At 63.6% G+C, this 25,534-nt stretch carries 20 protein-coding genes and 1 tRNA gene; 7 read left to right on the top strand and 14 right to left on the bottom strand.

Translation table 11 applies throughout. The features are described 5' to 3' along the window. Positions 1-20: 20 nt before the first annotated feature. A complete protein-coding gene (locus tag BMW74_RS17640; protein ID WP_093424625.1) occupies positions 21-890 on the bottom strand; it encodes a helix-turn-helix domain-containing protein in 870 nt (289 codons plus the stop codon). A gap of 153 nt (positions 891-1,043) precedes the next feature. On the opposite strand from BMW74_RS17640, the gene pobA reads away from it, so the two are divergent. Beyond that, the gene (pobA, locus tag BMW74_RS17635; RefSeq protein WP_093424301.1) at positions 1,044-2,228 is read left to right on the top strand and encodes a 4-hydroxybenzoate 3-monooxygenase; all 1,185 of its coding nucleotides are present in this window, start codon (positions 1,044-1,046) and stop codon (positions 2,226-2,228) included. Between the two features lie 89 nt (positions 2,229-2,317). Here the strand turns inward: pobA and BMW74_RS17630 are convergent, their stop codons facing one another. From BMW74_RS17630 to BMW74_RS17620, 3 genes are all read right to left on the bottom strand, one after another. Then, the gene (locus tag BMW74_RS17630; protein ID WP_093424297.1) at positions 2,318-4,201 is read right to left on the bottom strand and encodes a feruloyl-CoA synthase; all 1,884 of its coding nucleotides are present in this window, start codon (positions 4,199-4,201) and stop codon (positions 2,318-2,320) included. 136 nt (positions 4,202-4,337) lie between these two features. Continuing rightward, positions 4,338-5,786 (bottom strand): aldehyde dehydrogenase, encoded by a 1,449-nt coding sequence (locus BMW74_RS17625; RefSeq protein ID WP_093424293.1) that lies wholly within the window; start codon positions 5,784-5,786, stop codon positions 4,338-4,340. Positions 5,787-5,895: 109 nt separating this feature from the next. Further along, positions 5,896-6,726 (bottom strand): p-hydroxycinnamoyl CoA hydratase/lyase, encoded by an 831-nt coding sequence (locus BMW74_RS17620; RefSeq protein ID WP_093424288.1) that lies wholly within the window; start codon positions 6,724-6,726, stop codon positions 5,896-5,898. Positions 6,727-6,940: 214 nt separating this feature from the next. Between BMW74_RS17620 and BMW74_RS17615 the strand changes: the two genes are divergently transcribed. Then, positions 6,941-7,429, top strand: coding sequence for a MarR family winged helix-turn-helix transcriptional regulator (locus BMW74_RS17615; RefSeq protein WP_093424285.1), 489 nt, complete (start codon positions 6,941-6,943; stop codon positions 7,427-7,429). A gap of 245 nt (positions 7,430-7,674) precedes the next feature. Further along, complete coding sequence (gene mhpT, locus BMW74_RS17610) at positions 7,675-8,892, top strand: 3-(3-hydroxy-phenyl)propionate transporter MhpT (protein ID WP_093424282.1); 1,218 nt, start codon at positions 7,675-7,677, stop codon at positions 8,890-8,892. Positions 8,893-9,046: 154 nt separating this feature from the next. Here the strand turns inward: mhpT and BMW74_RS17605 are convergent, their stop codons facing one another. The 9 genes from BMW74_RS17605 to fdnG form a co-directional block, all read right to left on the bottom strand. After that, positions 9,047-10,237, bottom strand: a complete 1,191-nt coding sequence (locus BMW74_RS17605; protein ID WP_093424278.1) for an NnrS family protein — start codon at positions 10,235-10,237, stop codon at positions 9,047-9,049. A 157-nt stretch (positions 10,238-10,394) separates the two neighbouring features. Further along, positions 10,395-10,838 carry a CopD family copper resistance protein gene (locus BMW74_RS17600; RefSeq protein WP_093424273.1) on the bottom strand — a complete coding sequence of 148 codons (444 nt, stop codon included), beginning with the start codon at positions 10,836-10,838 and terminating at the stop codon, positions 10,395-10,397. A 327-nt stretch (positions 10,839-11,165) separates the two neighbouring features. Further along, positions 11,166-11,261: transfer RNA gene (locus BMW74_RS17590), tRNA-Sec, on the bottom strand. 6 nt (positions 11,262-11,267) lie between these two features. Continuing rightward, positions 11,268-13,187: a selenocysteine-specific translation elongation factor gene (gene selB, locus BMW74_RS17585; protein ID WP_093424263.1), complete on the bottom strand. Its 1,920-nt coding sequence runs from the start codon at positions 13,185-13,187 to the stop codon at positions 11,268-11,270. Then, complete coding sequence (selA, locus tag BMW74_RS17580) at positions 13,184-14,596, bottom strand: L-seryl-tRNA(Sec) selenium transferase (protein ID WP_093424258.1); 1,413 nt, start codon at positions 14,594-14,596, stop codon at positions 13,184-13,186. The genes selB and selA overlap by 4 nt, the downstream gene beginning before the upstream one ends. Before the next feature lie 47 nt (positions 14,597-14,643). Beyond that, complete coding sequence (gene fdhE / locus BMW74_RS17575) at positions 14,644-15,579, bottom strand: formate dehydrogenase accessory protein FdhE (RefSeq protein WP_093424253.1); 936 nt, start codon at positions 15,577-15,579, stop codon at positions 14,644-14,646. Between the two features lie 4 nt (positions 15,580-15,583). After that, a complete protein-coding gene (locus tag BMW74_RS17570) occupies positions 15,584-16,237 on the bottom strand; it encodes a formate dehydrogenase subunit gamma (protein ID WP_093424249.1) in 654 nt (217 codons plus the stop codon). After that, positions 16,234-17,169 (bottom strand): formate dehydrogenase subunit beta, encoded by a 936-nt coding sequence (fdxH, locus tag BMW74_RS17565; protein WP_093424245.1) that lies wholly within the window; start codon positions 17,167-17,169, stop codon positions 16,234-16,236. The genes BMW74_RS17570 and fdxH overlap by 4 nt, the downstream gene beginning before the upstream one ends. Beyond that, positions 17,169-20,234 carry a formate dehydrogenase-N subunit alpha gene (gene fdnG, locus BMW74_RS17560; RefSeq protein ID WP_139208427.1) on the bottom strand — a complete coding sequence of 1,022 codons (3,066 nt, stop codon included), beginning with the start codon at positions 20,232-20,234 and terminating at the stop codon, positions 17,169-17,171. The genes fdxH and fdnG overlap by 1 nt, the downstream gene beginning before the upstream one ends. Before the next feature lie 360 nt (positions 20,235-20,594). Here fdnG and BMW74_RS17550 point away from each other — a divergent pair, with 360 nt between their 5' ends. From BMW74_RS17550 to BMW74_RS17535, 4 genes are all read left to right on the top strand, one after another. Further along, positions 20,595-21,359 carry a COG4705 family protein gene (locus tag BMW74_RS17550; protein WP_093424232.1) on the top strand — a complete coding sequence of 255 codons (765 nt, stop codon included), beginning with the start codon at positions 20,595-20,597 and terminating at the stop codon, positions 21,357-21,359. An 18-nt stretch (positions 21,360-21,377) separates the two neighbouring features. Next, complete coding sequence (locus BMW74_RS17545) at positions 21,378-21,809, top strand: hypothetical protein (RefSeq protein ID WP_093424227.1); 432 nt, start codon at positions 21,378-21,380, stop codon at positions 21,807-21,809. A gap of 174 nt (positions 21,810-21,983) precedes the next feature. Beyond that, entirely contained in the window at positions 21,984-22,649 is a 666-nt protein-coding gene (locus BMW74_RS17540) for a response regulator (RefSeq protein WP_093424223.1), read from the top strand. After that, on the top strand, positions 22,625-23,971 hold the full coding sequence (locus tag BMW74_RS17535) for an ATP-binding protein (RefSeq protein WP_093424219.1): 1,347 nt from the start codon (positions 22,625-22,627) through the stop codon (positions 23,969-23,971). Before BMW74_RS17540 ends, BMW74_RS17535 begins: the two co-directional genes overlap by 25 nt. On the opposite strand, the gene BMW74_RS17530 is transcribed toward BMW74_RS17535, so the two are convergent. Further along, complete coding sequence (locus BMW74_RS17530) at positions 23,895-25,448, bottom strand: MocR-like pyridoxine biosynthesis transcription factor PdxR (protein ID WP_256562600.1); 1,554 nt, start codon at positions 25,446-25,448, stop codon at positions 23,895-23,897. The genes BMW74_RS17535 and BMW74_RS17530 overlap by 77 nt on opposite strands. Positions 25,449-25,534: the final 86 nt, after the last annotated feature.

The following is a 25,534-nucleotide window of genomic DNA, read 5'->3' as shown; positions in this document are numbered from 1 at the left end:
CCTTGCAGGTCTGACATCCGTTAACTCTGGATGCGAAATTGTTTGGGGGACTGCCCAGTACCACGCTTGAAGAAGCGCGAGAAATAGGCCGGTTCGGAAAAGCCCAGGCTGTCGGACACCTGATGGACCGTCATCGAGGTGTACACCAGGTTGCGCTTGGCTTCGAGCAGCAGCCTCTGGTTGATCATCTGCAGGGCCGACTGCCCACACAGGCGTCGACACAGGGCATTGAGGTGAGCGGCGCTGATCCCCAAGGCCGTTGCATAGTGCTCGATGGGCAGGTGCTCGCGAAAACGCAGTTCCAAGGCTCGGGTAAAGTCCTGCAGATGCGCTCGACCACGCTCGCGCAACTTGATGTCAGGCACAGCAAGCGCCAGGTTGCGGCGACTGAGCCAGACAAGCAACAACGTGATCAACGACTGCAACATCGGATCGCGCCCCGGCTGTTGCTGGCTGTATTCCTGGCTGATCGCGGCGAACAGCGTGTCCAGGTAGGCAGATTCCGGCCCCGGCGAGTAACGGCCCGGGGTCGTGAGCACCGCGCTGTCCAGCGAGGCCGCCAGTTGCTCGGCCAGCGGTTGCGCCAGGCTGAGGACGTGACCCTGGATATCCTCGGAGAACCTAAAGGCGTGCACACTCAATGCGGGAACCACCTGCAATACGGGACCGTTGACCCGGCTCGTGAGGCCTTCGACCTCCAGCACCGCCTGCCCCGCCTGCACATACAACACCTGCACCAGATCGCTGTGCCAGTGGGGTTTTATCTCCCAACCATGCAATTGGCTGCGCGCGGGAATCGACTCGCAATGCAACAGATCAGGCGTCGGCCAGACCGTGGTCTCGCCATAGAGTTTGAAGACCGGGACAGACGTAGCCGAAGGTTTCACGATTGACTTCCAATGGCATGGATCCACGAAAAATCCATGTAACTCGCCGAATAGTGCCTTCTTATCTGCTCTTTAGCCATCAAAAATGCAGGAGATAAAAACAATAGCGCTCTGCAAGGCGCCCTGCCTGCAGTCGCACCCAACAGGACGACAATAATGAAAACTCAAGTCGCAATCATCGGCTCAGGCCCCGCTGGCCTGCTGCTCGGCCAACTGCTGCACCGCGCCGGCATCGACAATGTCATCATCGAACGCAAAGACCCTGACTACATCCTTTCCCGTATTCGCGCCGGTGTCCTGGAACAAGGCATGGTCGATCTGTTGCGCGAGGCTGGCGTCAGTGAACGCATGGACGCCAACGGCCTGGTGCACGACGGCTTCGAGCTGGCCTTCGATGGTCGCTGTGAGCACATTGACCTCAAACAGTTGACCGGCGGCAAGACGGTGATGGTCTACGGCCAGACCGAAGTGACCCGTGACCTGATGGACGCCCGCGCCGCCGCCGGGGCAATCACCGTTTACAACGCCGAGAATGTGCAGCCCCACGGCATGCAGAGCGACAGCCCTTACGTCACGTTCGAGCGTGACGGCGAAACCGTGCGCCTGGACTGTGACTACATTGCCGGCTGTGACGGTTTCCACGGCGTATCGCGCCAATCCATACCCGCAGAAACGCTGAAGGTGTTCGAGCGCGTCTACCCCTTCGGCTGGCTCGGCATCCTCGCCGACACCCCGCCCGTCCACCCGGAACTGGTCTACGCCAACCATGAGCGTGGCTTCGCCTTGTGCAGCATGCGTTCGCAGACCCGCACCCGTTACTACGTGCAAGTGGGTGCCGAGGAAAAGCTCGAAGACTGGTCCGATGAGCGCTTCTGGGATGAGCTTAAACTGCGCCTGCCGGCCCATCTCGCCGACAACCTGGTGACGGGCCCGTCGATTGAAAAGAGCATCGCACCGCTGCGCAGCTTCGTGGTTGAGCCTATGCAGCATGGCCGTCTGTTCCTGCTGGGCGACGCGGCGCACATCGTCCCGCCGACCGGGGCCAAGGGCCTGAACCTGGCCGCCAGTGATGTCAGCACCCTGTATCGCATTCTGGTCAAGGTCTATGCCGAAGGCCGCACCGACCTGCTGGAGAAGTACTCGCCAATCTGCCTGCGCCGCGTGTGGAAAGCCGAACGCTTCTCGTGGTGGATGACCTCGCTGCTCCACCGTTTTCCCGACACCGATGCCTTTGGCCGACGCATCCAGCAAACCGAGCTCGACTACTTCGTCAGCTCCGCCGCGGGGCGCCTGAACATCGCCGAGAACTACGTAGGCCTGCCCTACGAAGCGATCGAGTAAACAAAGGCCCCGTATCTTTCGATACGGGGCCTGCGGCTGCGCTTGTGTCTGGCCACGTCACCTCGACGCGGCCAGGCACTAGTGCCTTATCAGGCGCGTGGACCGGCGCGCAGGATCGAGGCGTCTTCGTCGCGATACAGCGCCTCGACTTTATCCGCCCGCCATTGCAACACCGCGCGCTGGTTGATCGAGCCTTTGTCGGTGATTTCACCACGATCGATGGACGCCGGTTCGTCGAGCAGTGCGATCCACTCCACCCGACTGGCATTCCCGCTGGCCTCGCGATTGAGTCGTTGCAGCCAATTGGCGAACCACGCCCGAACCGGCGCGCTGGCCAGGACCTCGGCGTCGCTGGCGTCCTGGGTCAGGCCCGACAAGCGCCGGCACTCGTACACCCGAGGGAAAACCAGGGCGCCGAGGCACTCGCGATCCGGCGCCGTGACCACCAGGTCCTGCACGTAGGGCGAGCCCTCCAGCACCGCGCGACTGCGCAGCGGGCCCACACTGACAAACACCCCCGAAGACAGCTTGAAGTCTTCGGCGATGCGTCCATCAAACATCAAGCCCAGTTGCGGATCATGCACGTCGACCAGCTTGAGCGCGTCACCGGAACAGTAATAACCCTGCTCGTCGAACACCTCGGCCGTCTGCTGCGGTGAGCGCCAGTAGCCTGGCATGATGTGCGGCCCACGAAAGCGTCCTTCCAGCTTGCCTTCCCTGGGAACCAGGCGCACCTCGCAACCCGGTGCCGGCAGTCCGACGTACCCGGCCATGGACAACGGCCCAGTGGTGAATGTGCATGAGGGCGAGGCCTCGGTCATGCCGAGCCCGGCCATCATCCGTATGCGTTCGCCACAGTGTTGCTCGGCGACCCGATCAAGGCGATCCCAGACACTTTGCGACAGACCGGCAGCGGCGAAAAAGAACAGGCTGATGCGCTTGAAAAAGCATTCCCGCAACTGCGCGTCCTGCTCCAGGGCCGAGACCAACTCTTCCCACCCCTTGGGCACCGTCAAGTAGGCGGTGGGCGACACTTCCTTGAGGTTGCGCAAGGTTTGCGCAAATCCCTGCGCAGTCGGCTTGCCGTCGTCCAGGTAAAAACTGCCGCCGTTGTACAGCACGATGCCCAGGTTGTGGCTGCCGCCGAACGTGTGGTTCCACGGCAACCAGTCCACGAGGACCGGCGGCTCCTGGCCAAACACCGGAAACGTCTGCAGGAGCATCTGCTGGTTGGCGCACAGCATGCGCTGGGTGGTGATCACGGCCTTGGGCAACTTGGTCGAACCGGAGGTGAACAGGAACTTGGCGATGGTATCTGGGCCGGTGGCGGCAAACGCGGCGTCGGCCTCGGCGCCGCCGGGTTGCTCAAGCAGGCGGGCAAAGCGCTCCTGGCGACGCCCCGGCACCTGGCCGCTGACCGTGATCAGCGGCGTGTCCGCCGGCAACACGGCATCGATCGCACGTTGATAGGCTGCCGCGTCGCTGACGAACACCAGCCCCGGCTGGAGCAAGCCACAGACGTGGCGTAACTTGGCAAAGTCCTGGGACAGCAACGAATAGGCTGGCGACACGGGGCAATAGGGAATACCGGCGTACATGGCCCCCAACGCGACCTGCAAATGCTCAATGTCATTGCCCGAGAACAGCGCCAGCGGCTTGTCTGCCGACAGGCCATAGCTCAACAACCTCTGGGCAATGGCGCGGACACTGTCGAGCATCTGCGCATAACTCACCCGGCGCCAGTCACCATCGGCCTGGCGGGCGGCGATAAACGTCTGGTCGGGACGCACCTGGGCCCAATGCACCAAGCGATCGAGCAGGCGCATCGGCAACTCGGCCAGTGGTTCCAGGGAGCGCATGTGCAGCACGCCCTGCTGCTCGGTGACCTCGATCCTCGGGTGCCCGATGGACACCTGGCGATAGCGCGGCGCACTGGCCTGCACGCAGGACGGCGATCTGAATTCGGAACTCACGTGTTTGTTCTCCATCAAGGACGCGAACACCGAGCCGCTCGGGAGTGGCTCGGTGTTCGCGTGGCAACCGGTGGCTGCACCCTTGTTATTATTTTTTGCCTTGCATGCGCACGACGCGCGACACGGCGTCGCCTGTTCAGATCGGGTAGTGCCGCGGTCCATTCTGCAAGGTAACCCAACGCAGCTGGGTAAAATGCTCGATGGATGCCTTGCCGCCAAAACTGCCGTAGCCGCTGGACTTGACCCCACCGAAGGGCATTTGCGCCTCATCATGCACGGTCGGACCGTTGATATGGCAGATTCCCGACTCGACCCGTTGGGCCAAGGCCAGGGCTCGCCCGGTGTCGCGGCTGAAAATCGCCGCCGACAACCCGAACTCGGAGTCGTTGGCCAGGCGCAGCAGCGCTTCATCGCCGTCGCCGCGCAGCACCACGGCCACCGGGCCGAAAGATTCCTCGCGGTACAAGCGCATGCGTTCGTCGACACCGTCGAGCAAGGTCGGCTGCAAAATGCTGCCTTCCAGTTGCCCGCCGACCACCAGCCGCGCCCCTTTGGCCAGGGCGTCGTCGATCAATGCCTTGATGCGCGTCCCGGCGCTGGCATCCACCAGCGAACCGAGCACCGATTCAGGCGCCGCCGGATCACCGGCATGCAAGGTGGCAACCTTGGCCGCCAGCTTGTCGACAAAGACATCGGCGATCTTGGCATCGACCACCAGACGCTCGGTGGACATGCAGATCTGCCCCTGGTTGAAGTAGGCACCAAAGGCCGCGGCCTCTACCGCCGCATCCAGGTCGGCGTCATCGAGCACCAACAACGGCGCCTTGCCGCCCAACTCCAGCAACGCCGGTTTGAGGTGGCGTGCCGAGAGTTCGCCGACGATGCGCCCGACATGGGTCGAACCGGTGAAGTTGATTCGGCGCACCGCAGGATTGGCGATCAAGCGCTCGACAATCGCCGCAGCATCCGCTGGCGCGTTACTGATGACATTGACCACGCCATCGCCCAAGCCGGCGTCTTGCAACACTTGACCGATCAAGCGGTGGACCGCCGGACTGAGTTCGGAGGCCTTGAGCACGACGGTGTTACCGCAGGCCAACGGCATGGCGATCGCGCGAGTGGCGAGAATCACCGGGGCGTTCCAGGGCGCAATGCCCAGCACCACGCCACAGGGTTGGCGCAGGGCCATCGCGAAGCTGCCCGGCACATCCGAGGGGATGACTTCACCATTGATCTGCGTGGTCATCGACGCCGCTTCACGCAATATATTGGCTGCCAGCCGCACGTTGAAACCGTACCAGTTAGCCATCGCACCGGTCTCGCCGGCCGCCGCGATGAACTCGGCACTGCGCGCTTGCAACTGCTCGGCGGCCTTGAGCAAACGGGTTCGCCGTTCATTGGGCGCCAGGGCAGCCCACGCGGGAAACGCCTTGTGAGCCGCGGCCACCGCGCAGTCGGCGTCTTCCAGGGTAGCGGCGGCGACCCGCGAGACCAGTTCGCCCGTCACCGGGTTACGGCGCTCAAAGGTTCGGCCGTCACGGGCGGGGCACGACTGGCCGCCTATCAGCAGGGGCACGTCCAGCATGGTGATTCCTCTTTATTGTCTTTGTCGGGAATGCGATCGCACGATGTAACCGCGGCGCCCGGGCGCAACCGCCTGTGGCAGGATGCGCCCGGCTAAGTGCCGCAGTACCTCAGCGCTTATACGTTTGCAGGCCGGGCTTGATGCTCTTGTCATCGAGGAACTGTTTCATGCCCTGCTCACGGCCGCCTTCGGTGTCGAGCAGGCGTGACTGATCGAGCTTGGCATACAGGTAGTCTTCGTTTTGCTCCCAGGTCAGCTCACGGCAGCGCTTGAAACCATGCTTGGCCGCACGCAGGACCACCGGATTCTTCTCCAACAGGTTGCGCGCCAGCTCCACAGTGACCTCGCGCAATTGCGCCAGGGGCACGCTTTCATTGACCAGGCCCATCTCGGCGGCTTTCTGCCCACCAAAGGTCTTGCCGGTCATGATGTAGTACAACGACTGGCGATGACCCACCGTGTCGGCCATGGCTTTGCTGACCAGGTTGCCTGGCGGGATGCCCCAGTTGATTTCCGAAAGGCCGAAGGTCGCTTCGTCGGCACAGATCGCCAGGTCGCAGGCCACCAATGGACTGAAGCCACCCCCAAAGCACCAGCCGTTGACCATGGCGATGGTCGGCTTGGTGTACATGCGCAGCAACTTCCATTGCCATTGCGACGCTTCGCGGCGGATTTTTTCCTGGAGGATCTCCGGGCCAGCATCCACTTCGCGGAAATACTCCTTGAGGTCCATCCCCGCGGTCCACGCCTCGCCGGCACCGGTCAGTACCAACACACCAGCGGCCGGGTCCTGCTCCAGGGTTTCCAGCACATCGATCATTTCCCGGTTCAGCGTCGGGCTCATCGCGTTACGTTTTTCCGGGCGATTGAGGATGACCCAAGCGATGCCCTCGTCGATCTCGACCTTGACCGTTGTCCAGCGACCTTCGTAGTTGCTCATGCGGATGCTCTCTTGTTCTTGGCTTGAAGATGACGGGAAATTAGATCACTCAATTAGTTATGTCAATTAACTAATATCAAAATTCATCGACCGCCACCTGCCCTGAAAAGAACCTGTAGCATCAACCTCGATCAATCGTGTGCATAGCTATCAGCCACCAACCACGGCAAAATAGATAGCCTTGTTAACCTCCACTCCTCAGGACTCATCCGCAATGGCCAAGCCTTCCCCCCTCGCCGACCTCCGCGAGGCCCCGCCCGCCAACGCCGAGGTGCAGGCACCGCTGGACTCGGCACTGGACGACCTGATCGGCTACGCCATGCGCCGCGCGCAACTCAAAGTGTTCCAGAACCTGATTGGCTGCCTCTCGGCCCACGACCTGCGCCCGGCGCAATTTTCGGCCCTGGCGATCATCGACCAGAACCCCGGACTGATGCAGGCCGACCTGGCCCGCGCGCTGGCCATCGAACCACCGCAAGTGGTGCCACTGCTCAATAAGCTGGAAAGCCGTGCGCTGGCAGTGCGCGTGCGCTGCAAGCCAGACAAGCGCTCCTACGGGATTTTTCTCAGCAAGACGGGCGAGACCCTGCTCAAGGAACTCAAACAGATCGCCGCACAAAGTGACGCTGACGCTACCGCCGCGCTGGACAGCCAGGAGCGCGAAGAACTGCTGCGCTTGCTGAAGAAGGTTTATCAGGCGTGAACCTGTGGTGTCAGGGGTGTTTCGCCCGATAATCGAACATTAATATCATTAACCATTTTCACGCACGCCGCTGAAATCCAACCCAGTCATTTGATTTATATGGACTTTATTCATCGGAACGGCAACAGGGCGTAAATCCACACTTTATAGTTATATTTGTTATCTTATTCGCCGGCGCCTCCCCCAGCGTGCCTACGGCGATGGGAGCGCTCGACACCAAAACAAAAATAACATTGAGGTTCACCATGGACAGCCCATCGCGTCGTTCGACGCTGACAATCGCTTTGTGCTTTATCGTTGCGCTGATCGAGGGGTTCGACCTGCAAGCCGCTGGCACGGCAGCGGCTGGATTGCGTGAAAGCTTTGCGCTGGACCCGAAGATGATGGGCTGGGTGTTCAGTGTCGGAATCATTGGCTTGTTGCCTGGTGCGTTCTTTGGTGGCTGGATCGCTGATCGCATCGGGCGCAAGAAAATCCTCATCAGTGCCGTGTTACTGTTTGGCGTATTTTCCCTGTGCACGGCCTATGTCGACAGCTACTCCAGCTTGTTACTGGCGCGCTTCATGACGGGTTTGGGCTTGGGCGCCGCCCTGCCCAACCTGATCGCGTTGTGCGCGGAGGCGGTGAACGAGCGCAATCGTGGCACCGCCATCAGTGTCATGTACTGCGGCGTCCCCTTGGGCGGAGCCCTCGCAGCGGTGGTGGCGATGTTCTCCACTGAACATTGGCAAACCACCTTTATCATCGGCGGCCTGGTGCCCTTGCTGGTCGTGCCACTGATGGTCTGGCTGCTGCCCGAATCCACCGCCTTCCGCCAGCAACACTCCGCATCCGGTGGTGTGCGCCCCTCCACGGTGCAAGCGCTGTTCGGCGAAGGCCGCGCCCGCACTACCCTGGCCTTGTGGCTAAGCTACTTCTTCACCCTGACGGTCATGTACATGCTGCTCAATTGGTTGCCGTCACTGCTGCTGGAGCAAGGCTTCAGCAAACCCCAGGCAGGCATGGTGCAGATGCTGTTCAACCTGGGCGGCGCCCTCGGCTCGTTACTCGGCGGACTGCTGCTCGATCGCTGCAATGGCGTGAAAGTGGTGCTCTTCGTATACGCCGGGATGCTGCTGTCACTGACTGGAGTCGGCTTGTCGGTGGGCATCCTGCCAATGGCCGTCGCCGGGTTTGCTACCGGGCTGTTCGTCATGGCCGCGCAACTGGTGCTTTACGCGCTGGCACCGCCGTCCTACCCCACTGCTGTACGCGCCACCGGTGTCGGCGCGGCCGTGGCCATCGGCCGCCTGGGCTCGGTGGCTGGCCCACTGGCCGCCGGGCAGATCCTCGCCGCCGGTGCGGGGAGCGCCGGCGTGCTGCTGGCGACCTCACCGGGGCTGGTCATCGCCGCTGTGTCGATCCTCACCGTGATCTCCCGCTCCCGACCGGCCGCCGAGGTGCAACTCAAGGCCACCCACTGAACGGTGAGTGCCATTCAATACACCACGTGATTGGCCAATCGAACACACTACGACGGTGCGGATCAGCGATTCGCCACCGCACAGGCCCAGCCTTGTATGGCTGGGCTCAACCTAGAACGGTACATCACCACCACTAAAAACTGCGCGCAGCGGGTTAACCCGGATGACCGTCAACCCGCGTACGCAGCAACATCGGCCCATAGCGCCAGACATACAGCGCAAACGCCAACGCCCAGCACACGCCCGCCAGCCACAACGCGGGCATGAGAAAGAACGGGGTCAATGCAACCCGGCTCAAGCAGGCCAGGTTGATCAGGATGAACGCCAAGGTCATGCCCGGCGGAGGCTGCAGCGCACGGCCGGTATGGCCAAGCGTGACCCGCGCAATCATCGCCAGCACCAGGCCGCCTATCGCACCTATCGTCAGGCAATGCATCGCCAGGCTCGGGTTTAGCGCCACACCGAAATGCCACAGGGCCATGCCCAGGCAAGCCACTGCCAACCAGCCGTACGCCAGGTGCAACGACCACAATAACGGCACGCGCCACAGCGCCCGATCATGCCAGCGCACCAGCCGTATCAGATGCCCGCCCCCCAGCACCGCAAACAACAGGCCCACCCAAGCATTAGGGCTCAGTGCAGGGCCGGCGGCAAACAGCAACGCCACGGCGGCCGAACCGATCAGCAACAGCCAATCCAGCCAGGGCCAGGTGCTAGCGGCATCGACCCGCCCGAGGCCACGCTGAGTGAAGAACGGAATGACCCGTCCGCCGATCAAACTCATCATTGCCGCGACCAGCCAGATGCCGCTCAACGCGCCCTGGCGCTGCCAGCCCTCGTGACCTTCGAGCAGACCGTACAGAGACACCCCGTCGGCCATGGTCAACAACAGCAGCACCACGACAATCGGGTAATTACGCGTCTGCCGTACGCGCCATAGGTTGATCCCCATCAGCGCGGCCACCGCCAGCGGGAACGCCAGCTCCAGCACCACGAGCAGCGGCCATGGTGCATTGGCCAACCAGGCTACGCGCGCCAACAACCACACCAACGCCAAGGCCGCCAGCGGCTTGCCGCTGATACCGGGACGACCGGTCCAGGTCTGCACCGCCGTCAGCACAAAGCCCGCGATAATTGCCAGCCCGAACCCGAACAGCAATTCATGTCGATGCCACCCCAACCAACCACCTGCCGGCTGCCAGTCGCTTATCGAGCCGCTAAAAGCCGCCAGCCACAGGGGGATGGACAGCAGCGCCAATAGAGCGCCGGCCAGGAACAACGGCCGAAAGGCCAAGCGAAACAGCGGCGTGATTGCCAACGCTTTACGGTGATCGAGCACGTGCATACCGCCACTCCTCTGCCTTGCTGCTTACCTGGCGCCAGAGCGCAGGCTCGAAGTCAGTCCATGGGTTGATCATCGGCCAATTGCGAGCAATGACCGTTGTCGCAGATCACGATGCCGTGGTCCCGGGCGGACCGACTGTTCGACCGGCCAGCGCCGATCACCAGGTCAGATAGAACATCCCTTTGGCCAGCAACACGATAACGACCAGGTGGCCAAACACGCTGGCGTGGATCAAGTGCTGGTATCGCGCACTCATCCGGCCGCGCTTGAACAACCACATCGCTGCCAGGAAATGCAGGAGCACGCTCACCGCCAGCACGATTTTCAACGCGAGCAGTGTGCCGAATGCTGACGTCAATGGTGAAGCGAGCACAGCCAGGTAGCGTAACCAGACCATGCCAAGCCCCGCGCCGAACAACACCAGCAGGACCCAGGGCATCAGTGAGCGTGCTCGCCGAGCGATGCCCTGCTCGACCCATACCATCACCCTGGCGGGCAGTTGTTGACGGATGCTTCCCAGGAACAGGACCTCGAAGAACACCGTGCCGATAAAAATCAGCGCGGCAAACAGATGCAAGGTCAGGATCAGCGGATAGATCATGGAGTTTGCGCCTTGAGCAAAGGCAACCCGCGCTATGGCGAACACCTCACCGGGCGGTGAGAGCACTGGCTGTTAGTCCCTGGAGACTACAGAAGCGTTCGGCCCCTGCCGTTGACATCGATCAAGAAAGCCACACATCCTCGCGCGGGGAATTGGAACAAGGAGCCAGCGCCGCCGGTGGTGCCACGGTTACGACCCGTAGCCCTGTCCCTGGTGCAACCGAGCGCCAGCAACTGCTGACATTGCGCCTCGGTCTCGATGCCTTCGCTCACCACCGACATGCCCAGGGTACTGCTGATCACCGCACGGCAGCGTGGTGTTGAAAAATGGCGGAAGGCAGCAGGAGTCGAACCTGCCCGGGAGCGGATGCCGCCCCCAACCGGGTTTGAAGCCCGGCCGCGCCACCGGGCGCGATTGCCTTCCTTGAAATCAGTCGCCGGCGGGCTGCGCCAGTGCGCTGTCCGCACGGATGCGGCGCTGGTCGCCGAGCCGGCGGGTCAAGCCGATGCGATCAAAGAACTCCAGGAGCTGAATGCTGCGTTTGCGCCCCAGGCCCACCTTGTCACGAAACGCCGCCGCTTCAATCACCGGTTTGTCCGCGGCCAGTTGCAACAGCATAGATGCCAATTGGCGCACCGTGGCATCCGGGTAGAACAGATCGCGCACCACCTGATGCACCTGCCCCAGGCGGGCGAGCTTGCGCAGCAGCATGCGCAATGCCGCCTCGTCGGTACGGCAGGCCGCTGCCAGGTCACGCACCCACGGCGGATCGAACACGCCCAGGGTCAACAGCGGCTGCGCCTGCGACCACAGCGCCTGATCCGCTGCGTTCAGGCGCACGTGGTGCCCGGGCAGGTGTAACCACGGCCCGCTGCTGGCGATGGCGCCACTGGCCAGCAGTTCTTCGAGCAGGCTGATGAACAGCGGTCGCTCCAGCGCCGTGGCGGCGAACCGGCGCAAGCGGTCGCGGTCGGGCCCCAGTTCATCCGGCTGCTGCTCATGCCAGCGCGCCAGGTGCTCCAGCACCCGCTGCTTGAGCGCGGCCCAGCGCTGGGCGTCAAACAGCATCGGTCCTTGGCGCGTATGGATGAGTTGGACCTGCATCGGCAACTGCCAGGTGCTGCGCGGGCGATTGAATTGGCGCTCCAGATGCCGCGGGTCGATGCCTCGCTCGCTATTGGCCAACAGCGTCGCCATCATCGGCTCCAGCGCATCAGCCCCCGCCAGGGATTGCAATTGGGCCAGGCGCGCCTCGCTGCGCCGCTGGCGACTGGGGGCGAACGGATCAATCACCCGGCCGCCGCCGAGGGTGCGGCGGGCGCTCTGATCGCGCACCACCAGGCGATCGCCATGGGCCGCCTGCACCGGTGCATCCAGTAACAACTGGGCGAACATCCGGGCACCGGGCGCCAGGCGCGTGCCTTCCAGCAGGGCCAAGCGCGCGGTGACATCCTGGGTGCCCAAGTGCACGTGTACCGGAGTGAAATGTTCGAAGGCGTGCAGTTCGCTGGCGAGCAACTGCAGGTCGATGTCCACTCGTGTCGTCGGCGCATGCAGCCACTCGGCGAGCAGCCAGTCGCCCCGATGGATCTGCTCCAGCGCCAGGCGCTCGGCACTCAGGTTCAGCGCCACCCGTTGCCCGGCCCACGCCTGCGACGCCTGCTGGTTTTGCGCGTGCAGGCTGCGTACCCGGACCGGTTTGCCGGCCAGCCCCAGGCTCAGGGTGTCACCGACCTGCACCTGTCCGGCCAGGGCGGTGCCGGTGACCACGATCCCGGCGCCCGTCACGCTGAAGGCGCGGTCGATGGCCAGGCGAAAGCCGCCGTGGCGGCTGCGTTGGCGCACGTCCCCCTGGGCGACCAGCAAGGCTTGGCGCAGGGCTTCGACCCCCGCGCCGCTCAGGCTGGAGACCACAAATTGCGCGGCGCCGCGATAGGGTCCCGGCGCCAGCAATGCCGTCACCTGATCCTGGACCGCTTGCACCCGCTCGACCTCGACCCGGTCACATTTGCTGATCACCACCAGCGCCCGGGGCACGCCCAGCAACTCGATGATCGCCAGGTGCTCGCGGGTCTGGGGCATCACCCCGTCGTCGGCCGCCACCACCAGCAGCACCAGGTCGATACCATGGGCACCGGCCAGCATGTTGCGGACAAAGCGCTCATGGCCGGGCACGTCGATAAACCCGGTCAGGGCCGCGTCGGGCGCCAGGGCGGCATAGACAAACCCCAGGTCGATGGTGATGCCCCGCTCCTGCTCCTCTCGACGGCGGTCGCCGGCCTGTCCGGTCAGCGCCTTGAGCAAGGCGGTCTTGCCATGATCGATATGCCCCGCCGTGCCGACAATCATCCCGCCACCCGCAGGCCATCCAGTTGCGCCCGCCACGCCGGTTCATCGTCCAACTGGCGCAGGTCCAGCCACATGGCATCGTCATCGATACGCCCCAGCACCGGGATCGGCAGGTGGCGTAGCGCGGCTTCGAGCGTGAGCAACTGCCGTCCGCGCTGACGCTTTGGCACATTTGGCCGCAGGCACAAGGCCGCGCTGGGCAGGCGGGCCACCGGTTGGCTGCCGCTGCCGATCATGCCCAGGGTCGGTTGCACCGTCACGCTCCAGCCAGCCCCGAGAACGCGGGCCAGCAGCGGCTGGACTCGTTCGGCCTGGGCCTGAATGTCTGCGGCTGGGCGGGTCAACAGGGACAGGCTGGGCAAGCGCTCGGCCAGGCGATCAGGGTCGCGGTACAGACCGAGCACGGCCTCAAGGGCGGCCAGGGTCAGTTTGTCCACGCGCAAGGCGCGTTTGAGTGGGTTCTTCTTGATCTTGGCGATCAGTTCCTTGCGCCCGACGATCAGCCCCGACTGGGGGCCGCCGAGCAACTTGTCGCCACTGAAGGTGACAATGTCGGCGCCATCGAGCAGCGCCTGGCGCACCGTGGGCTCGGCGGGCAACCCCCAGCGAGTCAGGTCCAGCAGGCTGCCGCTGCCCAGGTCCTCGAGCAACAGCAGCCCGTGGCGGTGGGCCAATGGCGCCAACTCGGCGGTCGGCACCTGGGCCGTGAAGCCCTGGATGCTGTAGTTGCTGGTGTGCACGCGCATCAACAAGCCGGTGCGTGGGCCGATGGCCGCCTCGTAATCCTTGGCATGGGTGCGATTGGTGGTGCCGACTTCATGCAGCTTGACCCCGGCCCTGGCCATGATGTCGGGAATGCGGAACGCGCCACCGATCTCGATCAATTCGCCTCGGGAGATGATCCCCTCTTTGCGCGCCCCCAGGCTGTTGAGTGTCAGCAGTACGGCGGCGGCATTGTTATTGACCACCGTCACCGCCTCGGCCCCGGTCAGTTCGCGGATCAGGCCTTCGATCAGGTCATCGCGGTCACCGCGCTTGCCGCTGTGCAGGTCGAACTCAAGGTTGAGCGGGTAGCGGGCCGCCTGTTCAATGGCGCGGATCGCTTCCTCCGGCAACAGGGCTCGCCCCAGGTTGGTGTGCAGCACGGTGCCGGTGAGGTTGAACACTCGCCTCACCCGGCTGCGGTGCTGCTGCTCCAGGCGCTCGCTGGCCCGGCCCGCCAAGGCCTCGGCGCCCAGTTCAAGCGCGTTGAGTTGGCCCAGGCGCACCGGCTCGCGCAGGTCGTCGAGCAAGTGGCGCAAGGTGCCGAGCAACGCTTCGCGGCCATAGCGCGCCAGCAATGGCTGGCACGCGGCAGCGCGCAGCAGGCTGTCGATGGAAGGTAAACGCACAGGTTCGGTCAACGGCATCAAAGGGCTCCCCACAGCACTTGAGCCCTGAGTGTAGACACAAAGTTTCAGTCACCGGCGGGCGCGAGCAGCAGATTCGGCGCCAGGCGCACATAGCCCTCCAGATCCAGGCGCATGTCCAGGGCCAGGCTGGCCAAGTCCGCGGACAATGCCTCGGCGTGGGCGTCATGTTCCAGGTAGAGCTGTTTCAAATAGTGGTTGCAGGTGGCGCAGGTCTCCGCCCGCAGTGGCGCGTGATCCGGGCGATAGCGATCATCCTCGACGCTGATGTAGTCCAGCCCCTTGCTGTGCTCGCAGTAGATGCACTTGACCCGCACCACGTGCCATTCGCAGGCACACAGCGAACAGGCCAGGTAACGCAAACCGTTGTGCTTGCCGCGCTGGCGGATGACCCCGGCCATGGCCGGCGAACCACAGGCCGGGCATTGGCTGAGGCTGTCGCCGGGCTTGAGGTCGAGGTTCGGCATGTGCAGCAGCCAGTGACTCCAGGCCGCCTGCAGCCCGGCCCCAAGGAATGGCACCAACTGCGCCGGGACCAAGGCATATTGGCCACTGACCAGGGCCACCGCCCACGCCTTGAGTTGCCCGGGTTCCGCGTAGCGCAACTGCGCCACTGCGCTGACCACGGCCTCGGTGGGTGACCCCATCACGGAATAGCGCTGCAGCAGAGCCTGCAGATAGGTCAGCCATCCGTCCTCGCGCACCAGGCTGTCGGCGCTCAGCGGCGGCAAGCCGTGTTGTCGGCACAGGGCCTGGCGTTGCGGGTCCGGTGGCTGTGCGCCCAGCGGCGGGCCTTCGATCACGTCCTGCTGCACACGACACAGCCCGGCCACCAGGCGCAGGTAATCCGCCAGCGGATGGTCCTCGGCCAGGTGCTCCAGACGCTGCGCCCGGACGCTGAACAGGTCCGGTGGCGGCAGGTACAGGAACGGCGGCGAACTGGCCGCGGCTTCTATTTCCCCAGGTTCAAGAATCGTCGCCACGTGGTCATCCTTTTTTATTGATTGGCGGCTCGGCCGATTTGTCGTCGGTCACGTCCCGGTACCAGAGCCCATGGTGCTTCCTGGCCCAGGCGCGGCTGACCCAGCCATGCACCATGGCGCCCACCGAGCCCTTGATCCAGATCCCGGCGTAGATGTGAATGATGATGCTCAGCACCAGCACGAACCCCGCCAGTGCATGCAACAGCATCGACCAGCGAATCACGGTGATGCCGAACCAGGCACTGAAATACGCGCGCCAGATCACCAGCCCGGTCACCAGCAGCGCCAACATGCACGCCAGCAGCGTCCAGAACAATAGCTTCTGTCCAGGGTTGTACTTGCCAATGGGCGGCACGCCCTCCTCCTTGTTCTGGATCACCTGCCCTATCTGCCGCAGCCACACCCCATCGTTACGGATGAAAACGTTGGCGCGCCAGAAGCTGATCACCAGGCCCATGAACAACACGAACATCACCACGCCCATGAAGGGGTGCAGGATGCGCGTCCACGGCCCACCGCCGAACAGGTTGCTCAGCCAGAACAGCGCCGGATGGAACAGCGCCAGCCCCGACAGCGCGGCCATGAAGAACAGGATCGCCACCAGCCAGTGATTGCTGCGCTGGTTGGCGGTGTAGCGCTGGATCGGTTTCTCGTTCATGGCCGATTCTCCCCGCGTGGGTCGAAGGTATGCACCGCCGGATCGACCTCGTGCACCGCAGGGTCATGCACCGGCGAGTGCTCCTCGTCATCCTCGCGTTGCGGACCGATGCGCACGTAGTGGAAGAACCCGGCCAACACCGCCACCCCCATGGCCAGCAAAGCCAAGGGTTTACTGACGCCCTTCCACAACCCCACCAGCGGGCTGATGGCCGGCTGGTCAGGCAAGCCGGCGTAAATCGAAGGGGTGTCGGCGTGGTGCAACACGTACATCACGTGGGTGCCGCCGACGCCGGCCGGGTCATACAGGCCGGCGTTATCGAAGCCGCGGCTCTTGAGGTCGACGATGCGTTCTGCAGCGTGCACCTTCATGTCCTCCTTGGTGCCGAAGACGATTGCCCCGGTCGGGCAGGTCTTCACGCACGCTGGCTCCAGCCCCACCGCCACGCGGTCCGAGCACAAGGTGCACTTGTAGGCCTTGTGGTCCTTCTGCGAGATGCGCGGGACATCGAACGGGCAACCGGTGATGCAATAGCCGCAACCGATGCAGTGGTCCTGGTCGAAGTCGACGATACCGTTGGCATGCTTGATGATCGCGCCCGGGCTGGGGCACGCCGCCAGGCAACCGGGCTCGGCGCAGTGCATGCAGCCGTCCTTGCGGATCAGCCACTCCAGGGTGCCAGCGTCAGTCTCGTGCTCGGTGAAGCGCATCAGCGTCCAGCTGTCGGCGGTGAGGTCTTGCGGGTTGTCGTAGGTGCCGTGGTTGTGGCCCACCTCGTCGCGCAGCTCGTTCCATTCCGAACAGGCGACCTGGCAGGCCTTGCAGCCAATGCACTTGGTGGTGTCGATCAGCTTGGCCACTTCGTCCTGGAGCCGTACCGACGGCGGCACCGTGGTGGTGGCCGAGCGGGCAATGATGTCTTGGCTGGCCATCAGAGTTTCTCCACGTTGACCAGGAATGACTTGGATTCCGGGGTCTGTGAGTTGCCGTCACCGAGAAACGGCACCAGGGTGTTGGTCAGGTAACCGTGGCGCGTCAGCCCGGTAAAGCCCCAGTGCAGCGGGATGCCGACGTGGTGCACCACCTGGCCGTTGACGTTCAGCGGACGAATCCGCTTGGTCACCACCGCCACCGCCTCGATAAAGCCGCGCTTGCTGCTGACCCGCACCTTGTCGCCGGCAACGATGCCTTTTTCCTTGGCCAGCACCTCGCCGATCTCGACGAACTGCTCGGGCTGGATGACCGCGTTGAGCTTGCAGTGCTTGCTCCAGAAGTGAAAATGCTCGGTCAACCGATAGCTGGTGGCCGCGTACGGGTAGTCCTTGGCCACCCCGAGGGTTTCCCACACCGAGTCGAAGATCCGCGCCGCCGGGTTGCTGGTCGCGTTTTTATTGGTCGGGTGCATCGGGTTGATGCCAATCGGCGTCTCGAACGGCTCGTAGTGCTCGGGGAAAGGGCCTTCGTTCATCTTGTCCACGGCGAAGAACCGCGCCACGCCCTCGGGGTTCATGATGAACGGGTTCATCCCCGCCTCCGGTGGCGAGTCGGCCTTGAAGTCGGGCACGTCGGTGCCGCCCCAGGCCTTGCCGTTCCACCACACCAGGCGCTTTTTCGGGTCCCACGGCTGGCCCTTGGTGTCGGCCGAGGCGCGGTTATAGAGAATCCGCCGGTTCATCGGCCAGGCCCAGGCCCAGCCCAGGTGCTGCTTCATGCCATACGGGTCGCTGTTATCGCGCCGGGCCATCTGGTTGCCGGCCTCGGTCCAACTGCCACAGAAGATCCAGCACCCGGACGCTGTGCTGCCGTCATCCTTGAGTTGGGCGAAGCCGCTCAATTGCGCGCCGCCCTTGATCGCCGCGCCGCTGGCATCGGTCAGGTCAGTGGTGGCGTAACCGTTGATTTCCTTGGCCAGCTCCTCCGGCGATGGCTCATCGGTGATCTTGTACGGCCAGGACAACTTGAGCAGCGGATCGGGGAACGCCCCGCCCTGCTCCTGATAACGCTTGCGCAAGCGCAGGAACAGCTCGCTCATGATGCGCACGTCGGTCTGCGCTTCCCCCGGTCCGTCGGCGCCTTTCCAGTGCCATTGCAACCAGCGACTGCTGTTGACCAGCGAGCCGTCTTCTTCGGCGAAGCAGGTGGTGGGCAGACGGATCACTTCGGTGTGGATGTCGGCGCTGGTCACGTCGTTGTAGGGCCCGACGTTCTTCCAGAACTCCGAGGTCTCGGTCGAGAGCGGGTCCATCACCACCAGCCACTTGAGCTTGGCGAGCGCCTTCATCACCCGGTTCTTGTCGGGCAACGCGGCGATGGGGTTGAAGCCCTGGCACATGTACCCGTTGACCTGGCCCTGACCCATCATGTCGAACATCTTGAGGATGTCGTAGTTGGGGATGTCGAGCTTGGGCAGGTAGTCGTAGGCCCAGTGGTTCTCGGCGGTGGCATTGGCGCCGTACCAGGCTTTCATCAGGCTGACGTGGAACTTGCCGTAGTTCTGCCAGTACGACAGTTGCCCCGGCCGCAACGGTTTTTGTGTGCGTTTGGCAATGTAGGCGTCGTAGTCCTGCTCGGCGTCCCCGCCCAGGGTCAGGTAGCCGGGCAATGAGTTGGACAGCAGCCCCAAGTCGGTCAGGCCCTGGATGTTGGAGTGCCCGCGCAAGGCATTGACCCCGCCGCCCGGCATGCCGACGTTGCCCAGCAGCAGTTGCACCATGGCCGCGCTGCGGATGATCTGCGAGCCAATGGAGTGTTGGGTCCAGCCCAGGGCGTAGAGGATCGTCATGGTCTTGCCCGGTATCGAGCAGGTGGCGATTTCCTCCCAGATCTTCTTGATCGCCTCCACCGGCATGCCGCAGACCTGGCTGGCCAGTTCAATGTTGTAGCGGCTGTAGTGGACCTTCATCAGTTGATAGACGCAGCGCGGGTCTTGCAGGGTCGGGTCGACCTTGGCAAAGCCGTCTTCGCCGATCTCATAGCCCCAGCCGGACTTGTCGGTGTAGGTGCGCTTGGCCACGTCGTAGCCGCTGAAGATCCCGTCCTCGAAGCTGAACCCGGCTTTGACGATGAACGACACGTCCGTATAGGCGCGCACGTACTCGTGCTGGATCTTGTCCTCGGTCAGCAAGTAGTTGATCAACCCGCCCATGAAGGCGATGTCGGTGCCTGTACGAATCGGCGCGTAATAGTCGGCCACCGAGGCGGTCCGGGTAAACCTGGGGTCGACCACAATCAGCCGAGCCTGGTTATGCGCCTTGGCTTCGGTCACCCATTTGAAGCCGCACGGGTGCGCTTCTGCTGCGTTGCCGCCCATGACCAGGATCAGGTTCGCGTTGGCGATATCGGTCCAGGTATTGGTCATGGCACCACGGCCGTACGTCGGGGCAAGACTTGCCACCGTCGGACCGTGTCAGACACGCGCCTGGTTATCGAACCCCAGCATGCCGAGGCTGCGAATGACCTTGTGGGTCAGGTAGCCCGCCTCGTTGGACGCCGCCGAGGCCGCGAGGAACCCGGTGCTCAGCCAGCGATTGACCGTCTGGCCCTGGGCGTTCTTCTCGATGAAATTAGCGTCGCGATCGGCCTTCATCAGGTCGGCGACGCGGTCCAGGGCTTCGTCCCAGGACACCCGCGTCCACTCGCTGCTGCCGGGCTTGCGCACTTGCGGGTACTGCAAGCGGCTTGGGCTATGGATGAAGTCCAGCAGGCCCGCGCCCTTGGGGCACAGCGTGCCGCGATTGACCGGGTGATCGGCGTCGCCTTCGATGTGGATGATGTTCTGCGCGACGTTCTTCGCCGTATCGCCCGCGCTGTACAGGATCAGGCCGCAGCCGACCGAGCAGTACGGACAAGTGTTGCGGGTTTCGTGGGTGTGGGTCAGCTTGAAGTGGCGGACCTGTTCGGCGAAGGCCAGGGTCGGGGCCATCCCCAGCGCGGCCAGGCTCGAACCGCCGAGTCCGACGGCCGCGACCTTGAAGAATTGACGACGGTTGAGATCCATCGTGCACTCCTGATCAGTTGAACGTGCCCGGACTGTGGCCAGGCTCTTGGGCTATCACGGGGGCTGCAACAGGGCCAGCCTGCTATGAACTCTAGCCACGAATCCGCCACGCGTGATGGAAACCGACCGTTGGTGGAGTGGATTCAACATCCATCGGCATTCCTTTGTGGGAGCGAGCCCGCTCGCGAAGGCGGAGTGTCAGCCTGTATGGATAGTGGCAGTACTGGCCCCTTCGCCGGCAAGCCGGTCTCGCTCCCACAGGGTATTGGGGTGTTTTTACGGGCCTCAGTCCCAGCTAAGTTTCGCCCAGTAGTCTCCCTCCCCAGCGCCACTGGCGGCGCTTGCCAAGGAGACGCTCCCATGAATTCATCGACAGCCGGCTGGCTGAACAAAGTACCCGAGGTCACGCTGGCCTTCTGGGTGATCAAGATCCTCTCCACCACCGTGGGTGAAACCGGCGCCGACTTTCTCGCCGTCGACGCCGGCCTGGGCGCTGGCCCCACCACCCTCGGCATGCTGGGGCTCCTGGCCGTGGCCCTGTTCACCCAACTGCGCACCCGCGTCTACACCCCCTGGATCTACTGGTTGACCGTGGTGCTGGTGAGCATTGTCGGCACGCAGATCACCGATGTGCTCACCGACAAGCTCGACGTCAGCCTCTATACCAGTACCGCGCTGTTTTCCGGGCTGTTGGCGCTTAACTTTGCGCTCTGGTACCGCAGCGAGCGCAACCTGTCGATCCGCGAGATCGTCACCCCACGCCGCGAGTGGTTCTACTGGACCACCGTGCTGTGCACCTTCGCCCTGGGCACGGCGGCCGGCGACCTGGCCACCGAAGCATTGGGCCTGGGCTTCACCCTGGGCTCGGTGATCTTCGCCGGGTTGATTGCCCTGACCCTGATTGCCTGGCGCCTGGGCGCCAACACCGTACTGACCTTCTGGATCGCCTACATCCTGACCCGCCCGTTCGGTGCCTCCCTGGGCGACCTGCTGACCCAGGCCAAGACCTATGGCGGACTGGGCATGGGCGCCACCTGGACCAGCGCGATTTTCCTCTGCGTCATCGTGCTGCTGGTCGCCATGGCGCAGTTCAGCACGAATGGCCGCAAAGCACTCACTCAATAATCCCGTCAAGGAATCATCATGCACGTTCTTAAAAAAGCAGTTCGTCACCTCGCTATCCTCTCGGCCATCGGCTTGCTGAGCATTGCCACCGGTTGTTCCAAACCCGCCGACAAACCCAGCACCGCCTCCACCTCGGGGCCGGCAACCGCTCAGGTTTCAGGCTCCAAGCTGGGTGACCTGTCGGCCTTTCGCACTATCGCCGCCGACGTTGCCGGCCTCGCCGAGCACAACCAACTGCCCGCCGCCAAGGCGCGGATCAAAGACCTGGAGTCGGCCTGGGACTCGGCCGAAGCCGGCCTCAAGCCCCGCGCCGCAGCCGACTGGCATGTGCTGGACAAGTCCTTGGACCACGCCCTCGACGCCTTGCGCGCCAGCAGTCCCGACCTGAGCGACTGCCAGGCGGCGATGACCGACCTGCTCAAGGCGTTTGACTCGATGAAAGGCGCTTAACCTGTGGGCGCGAGACCGGCTTGCCGGCGAAATCGGTGGGTCAGGCAATCTCAATGGTGACTGACACGCAGCCTTCGCGAGCGGGCTCGCTCCCACGGTTATGGATTGGAGATGTCACTAACCCTGGGCAAGTGCTTCAATGCACACCAAACAGCGTTCCCAAAAGGAGGGGACATGCGGATTTTGCTGGTCGAAGACGACGCGATGATCGGCGAGGCCATCCAGGGCGCGCTCAAGGACGCCGCCTATGCCACCGACTGGGTGCGCGATGGACTCGCCGCCCTGGCAACCTTGCGGACCCAGCACTATGACTTGGTGCTGCTCGACCTCGGCCTGCCGGGCAAGGACGGGCATGGGGTGTTGGCCCGCATCCGCGCCGACAACAACCCGGTGCCACTGCTGATCATCACTGCCCGCGACCAACTCGACGAGCGCCTGCGCGGCCTCGATGGCGGGGCCGACGACTACCTGCTCAAACCCTTCGACATGGCCGAACTGCTGGCGCGCATGCGGGCCGTGCTGCGGCGCAAGGGTGGCAGCGCCTTGTCGTTGCTGAGCAACGCGGTGGTATCCCTGGACTTGGTGTCCAAACAGGCCAGCACTGAACAGGCCCAAGGCGTGCAACTGTCCAGCCGCGAATTTGCCCTGTTGCAAGCGTTGCTGATACGCCCCGGGGCAATCCTGTCGCGCAGTGAACTCGAAGACCGACTCTACGGCTGGGGCAATGAAGTGGAAAGCAACGCCGTGGAGTTCCTGATCCACAGTTTGCGGCGCAAGCTGGGTAGCCAAGTGATCAAGAACGTTCGGGGGCTGGGATGGATGGTTGGCAAAAACGCCTGAGGGAATCGGTGCAGCTCAGGTTGTCGGTAACGCTGTCCCTGGCGATCCTTCTGGTCGCGATGCTGGCGGCGATCTTTGCCTTCGTGTCGGCGTTCGATGAGGCCCATGAGATGCAGGACGACACCCTGCGCCAGGTGGCCTCGCTGTTCGACCGCCAACACATGACCCTGCGCTACCCGCAAGGGGTGGCCGACGATGAGGAGTCCCGGCTGATCGTCCAGTACCTGGCCGATGGCGCCAAGGCCACCGGCACCGACGATGCCACGATCCCGCTGCCCTTCCCCACCACCCTGGCCGATGGCCTGTCGACACGGGACGTCGGCGCAGAGGCGTTCCGGATCCTGGTCAAGACCACGGCGTTGGGCGAGCGCATCGTCGTCGCCCAGGAAAGCGATGTGCGCGACAAAGACGCTCGCGAAAGCGCCTGGCGCAGCTTGTTGCCGTTCCTGATCCTGTTCCCGGTGTTGCTGCTGGTCGTGGGTGACCTGGTGCGCAAGGTGTTCCGCCCCATCGCCAGTCTCTCGGCCGAGATCGACCAGCGCGCCGAACAGGACCTGCACCCCATCGACGAACATCACCTACCCAGTGAGATCCGCCCCTTCGTGGTCGCCATCAACCGCCTGCTGGCGCGGGTGGCCAACGCCATGGAAACCCAGCGCCGTTTTGTCGCCGATGCCGCCCACGAACTGCGCTCGCCCCTGACCGCCCTGTCCTTGCAAGCCGAGCGCCTGGCGGCCAGCGAAATGTCGCCCGAGGCCCGCGAACGGCTGCGGCCATTGCACCGGGGAATCGAACGCGGACGCAAGCTGCTGGATCAACTGCTGGACCTGGCCAGGGTGCAATCCACACCGAGCCTGCCGACGACCGCCGTTTCCCTGCATGGGGTGTATCGACGGGTGTTGGAGGACCTGCTGCCACTGGCCGAGGCCAAGCAGATCGACATTGGCGTCGAAGGCGACCACGACGTGCAGGTACTGATGGATGACGTCGAGTTGACCACCCTGGTCAAGAACCTGGTGGACAACGCCATTCGCTATACCCCGGCCGGCGGGCGGGTCGACTTGAGCGCAGGTCTTGACCAGGGCCTGGCGCTGCTGCAGATCAAGGACTCCGGCCCGGGCATTGCGCGTGAGGAACACTCGCGGGTGTTCGACGCGTTTTATCGCAGCCTGGGCAACGATGAAGTGGGTTCCGGCCTTGGGCTGTCCATCGTCAAGACCCTCGTCGAGCGCGCCGGGGGACGGATCAGCCTGGGTTACACCGAGGAGGCGAATCAACGTGGCTTGTGTGTGTCGCTGTGGTTGCCCCGGCGTCAGCCCTAGCGCTTTTCCGGGCGCCCTGGCGGATGCACAGGTAGGCCTCATGCAGACGCTTTACCGCCGCGCCGATGTCGTCCTGATTGAGTGCGCCGTAGCCCAGCACAAAACCATCCTGGAAAGGACCCACCGCGTGATTGAAGGCACTCAATCGCCGCAGCAGGACGTCCCGCCGCGCGGCCTCGGCCTGTAAGTGATCCAGATCCAGCAGCTCGCGAAACCGCAAGGTCAGGTGCAACCCGGCAAAGCCGCCACTCAGGTAAATCGCCTCGCCGAACGCTTCGATCATGCATTTGCGCAGCTCGGCCTGCCGTGCCGCGTACAACGGGCGCACGTTGATCAGGTGGCGGGTCAAGTGACCGTCATTGAGGAAGTCCGACAGCGCCGCCTGAAGCGGTAGGTGCCCAGGCCGGTACAGACTCAGCAGGCCGCGCACCATCGATTGGCTCAACGACGCTGGGACGACCATGTAGCTCATGCGCAGCCCCGGATACATCACTTTGCTGAAGGTCCCCAGGTAAATCACCCGGCCCGCCCGGTCCTCACCCTGCAAGGAGGGCGACGGTGCCATGTCGTACCGCAGCTCGCTGTCGTAGTCATCCTCGACAATCCAGAAGTTGCGCCGCTCGGCTTCCTGTAGCAGGCGCTCGCGCCGCGCACTGGACAGAATGCTGCCCATGGGAAACTGATGCGAGGGCGTGACGAACACCAGCTTGGGGTTCATCGCGAAGTGTTCGTCGGTCATGACGATCCCCTCATGATCAACGGGCACGGCGATTGAACGAACACCGAGGGATTTGAGCATCAGGGCGCCGGCCCAGTGTGAGGGGTTCTCGATACACACCTGGTCGTTGGAATCGGTGAGCAGGCGCAACGTGAGATCCAGCGATTGCTGGGTACCCATGGTGATCAGCACTTGCTCGGGTCCACAGCGCACACCACGGGCAACCCGCAGGTAGTCGGCCAACGCTCGGCGCAAGGGCAGGTACCCGCCGCCATTGGCATAACCGCTCAGTTGCGACAGGTTTTTGCCCAGGTAGCGATTTTGCAAGCGTTGCCAGACGATATAGGGAAACGCTGAGACATCGGGTACGCCGGGCAGGAACGCACCTTCGCGCTCCTGCAACCCGGATGCACCGGAGAGTATCAGCCTTCCACGCAAGGAAATTTCGTCCGGGGCCACCCCTTGGCCGGTCGCGACATGCGAGCGGGTCGGCGGTTGCTCTACGACGAAGGTGCCACTGCCCACCGAGCCGACCAGGTAGCCATCGGCCGTCAGCATGTCAAAAGCCGCGACGATGGTAATGCGCGAAACGTTCAACTGGTTCGCCAGACTGCGGCTTGAGGGAAGCCGCGAGGAAGGCCGCAATGTGCCCTCCTCGATCAGCGTGCGCAGTTGCCGATACAGCTGCTGTTGCAACGAGATGGCCGAGCGTCTGTCCAACTGATCCTGGATCCGCTCGCCAATCAACGATACTGACATTCAAACCTCACGTTCCATGGCTCGCGCCCATCAATAAAGCGCCCTGCTCGGCGCGTCACACCCTAACCTGCCGAACAGGGACCGCG

It is taken from the genome of Pseudomonas sp. ok272, from assembly GCF_900109995.1.
Classification (GTDB): Bacteria; Pseudomonadota; Gammaproteobacteria; order Pseudomonadales; family Pseudomonadaceae; genus Aquipseudomonas.
The sequence above is the reverse complement of the archived record's forward strand: the minus strand, read 5'-3'. Positions and strand labels throughout refer to the sequence as shown.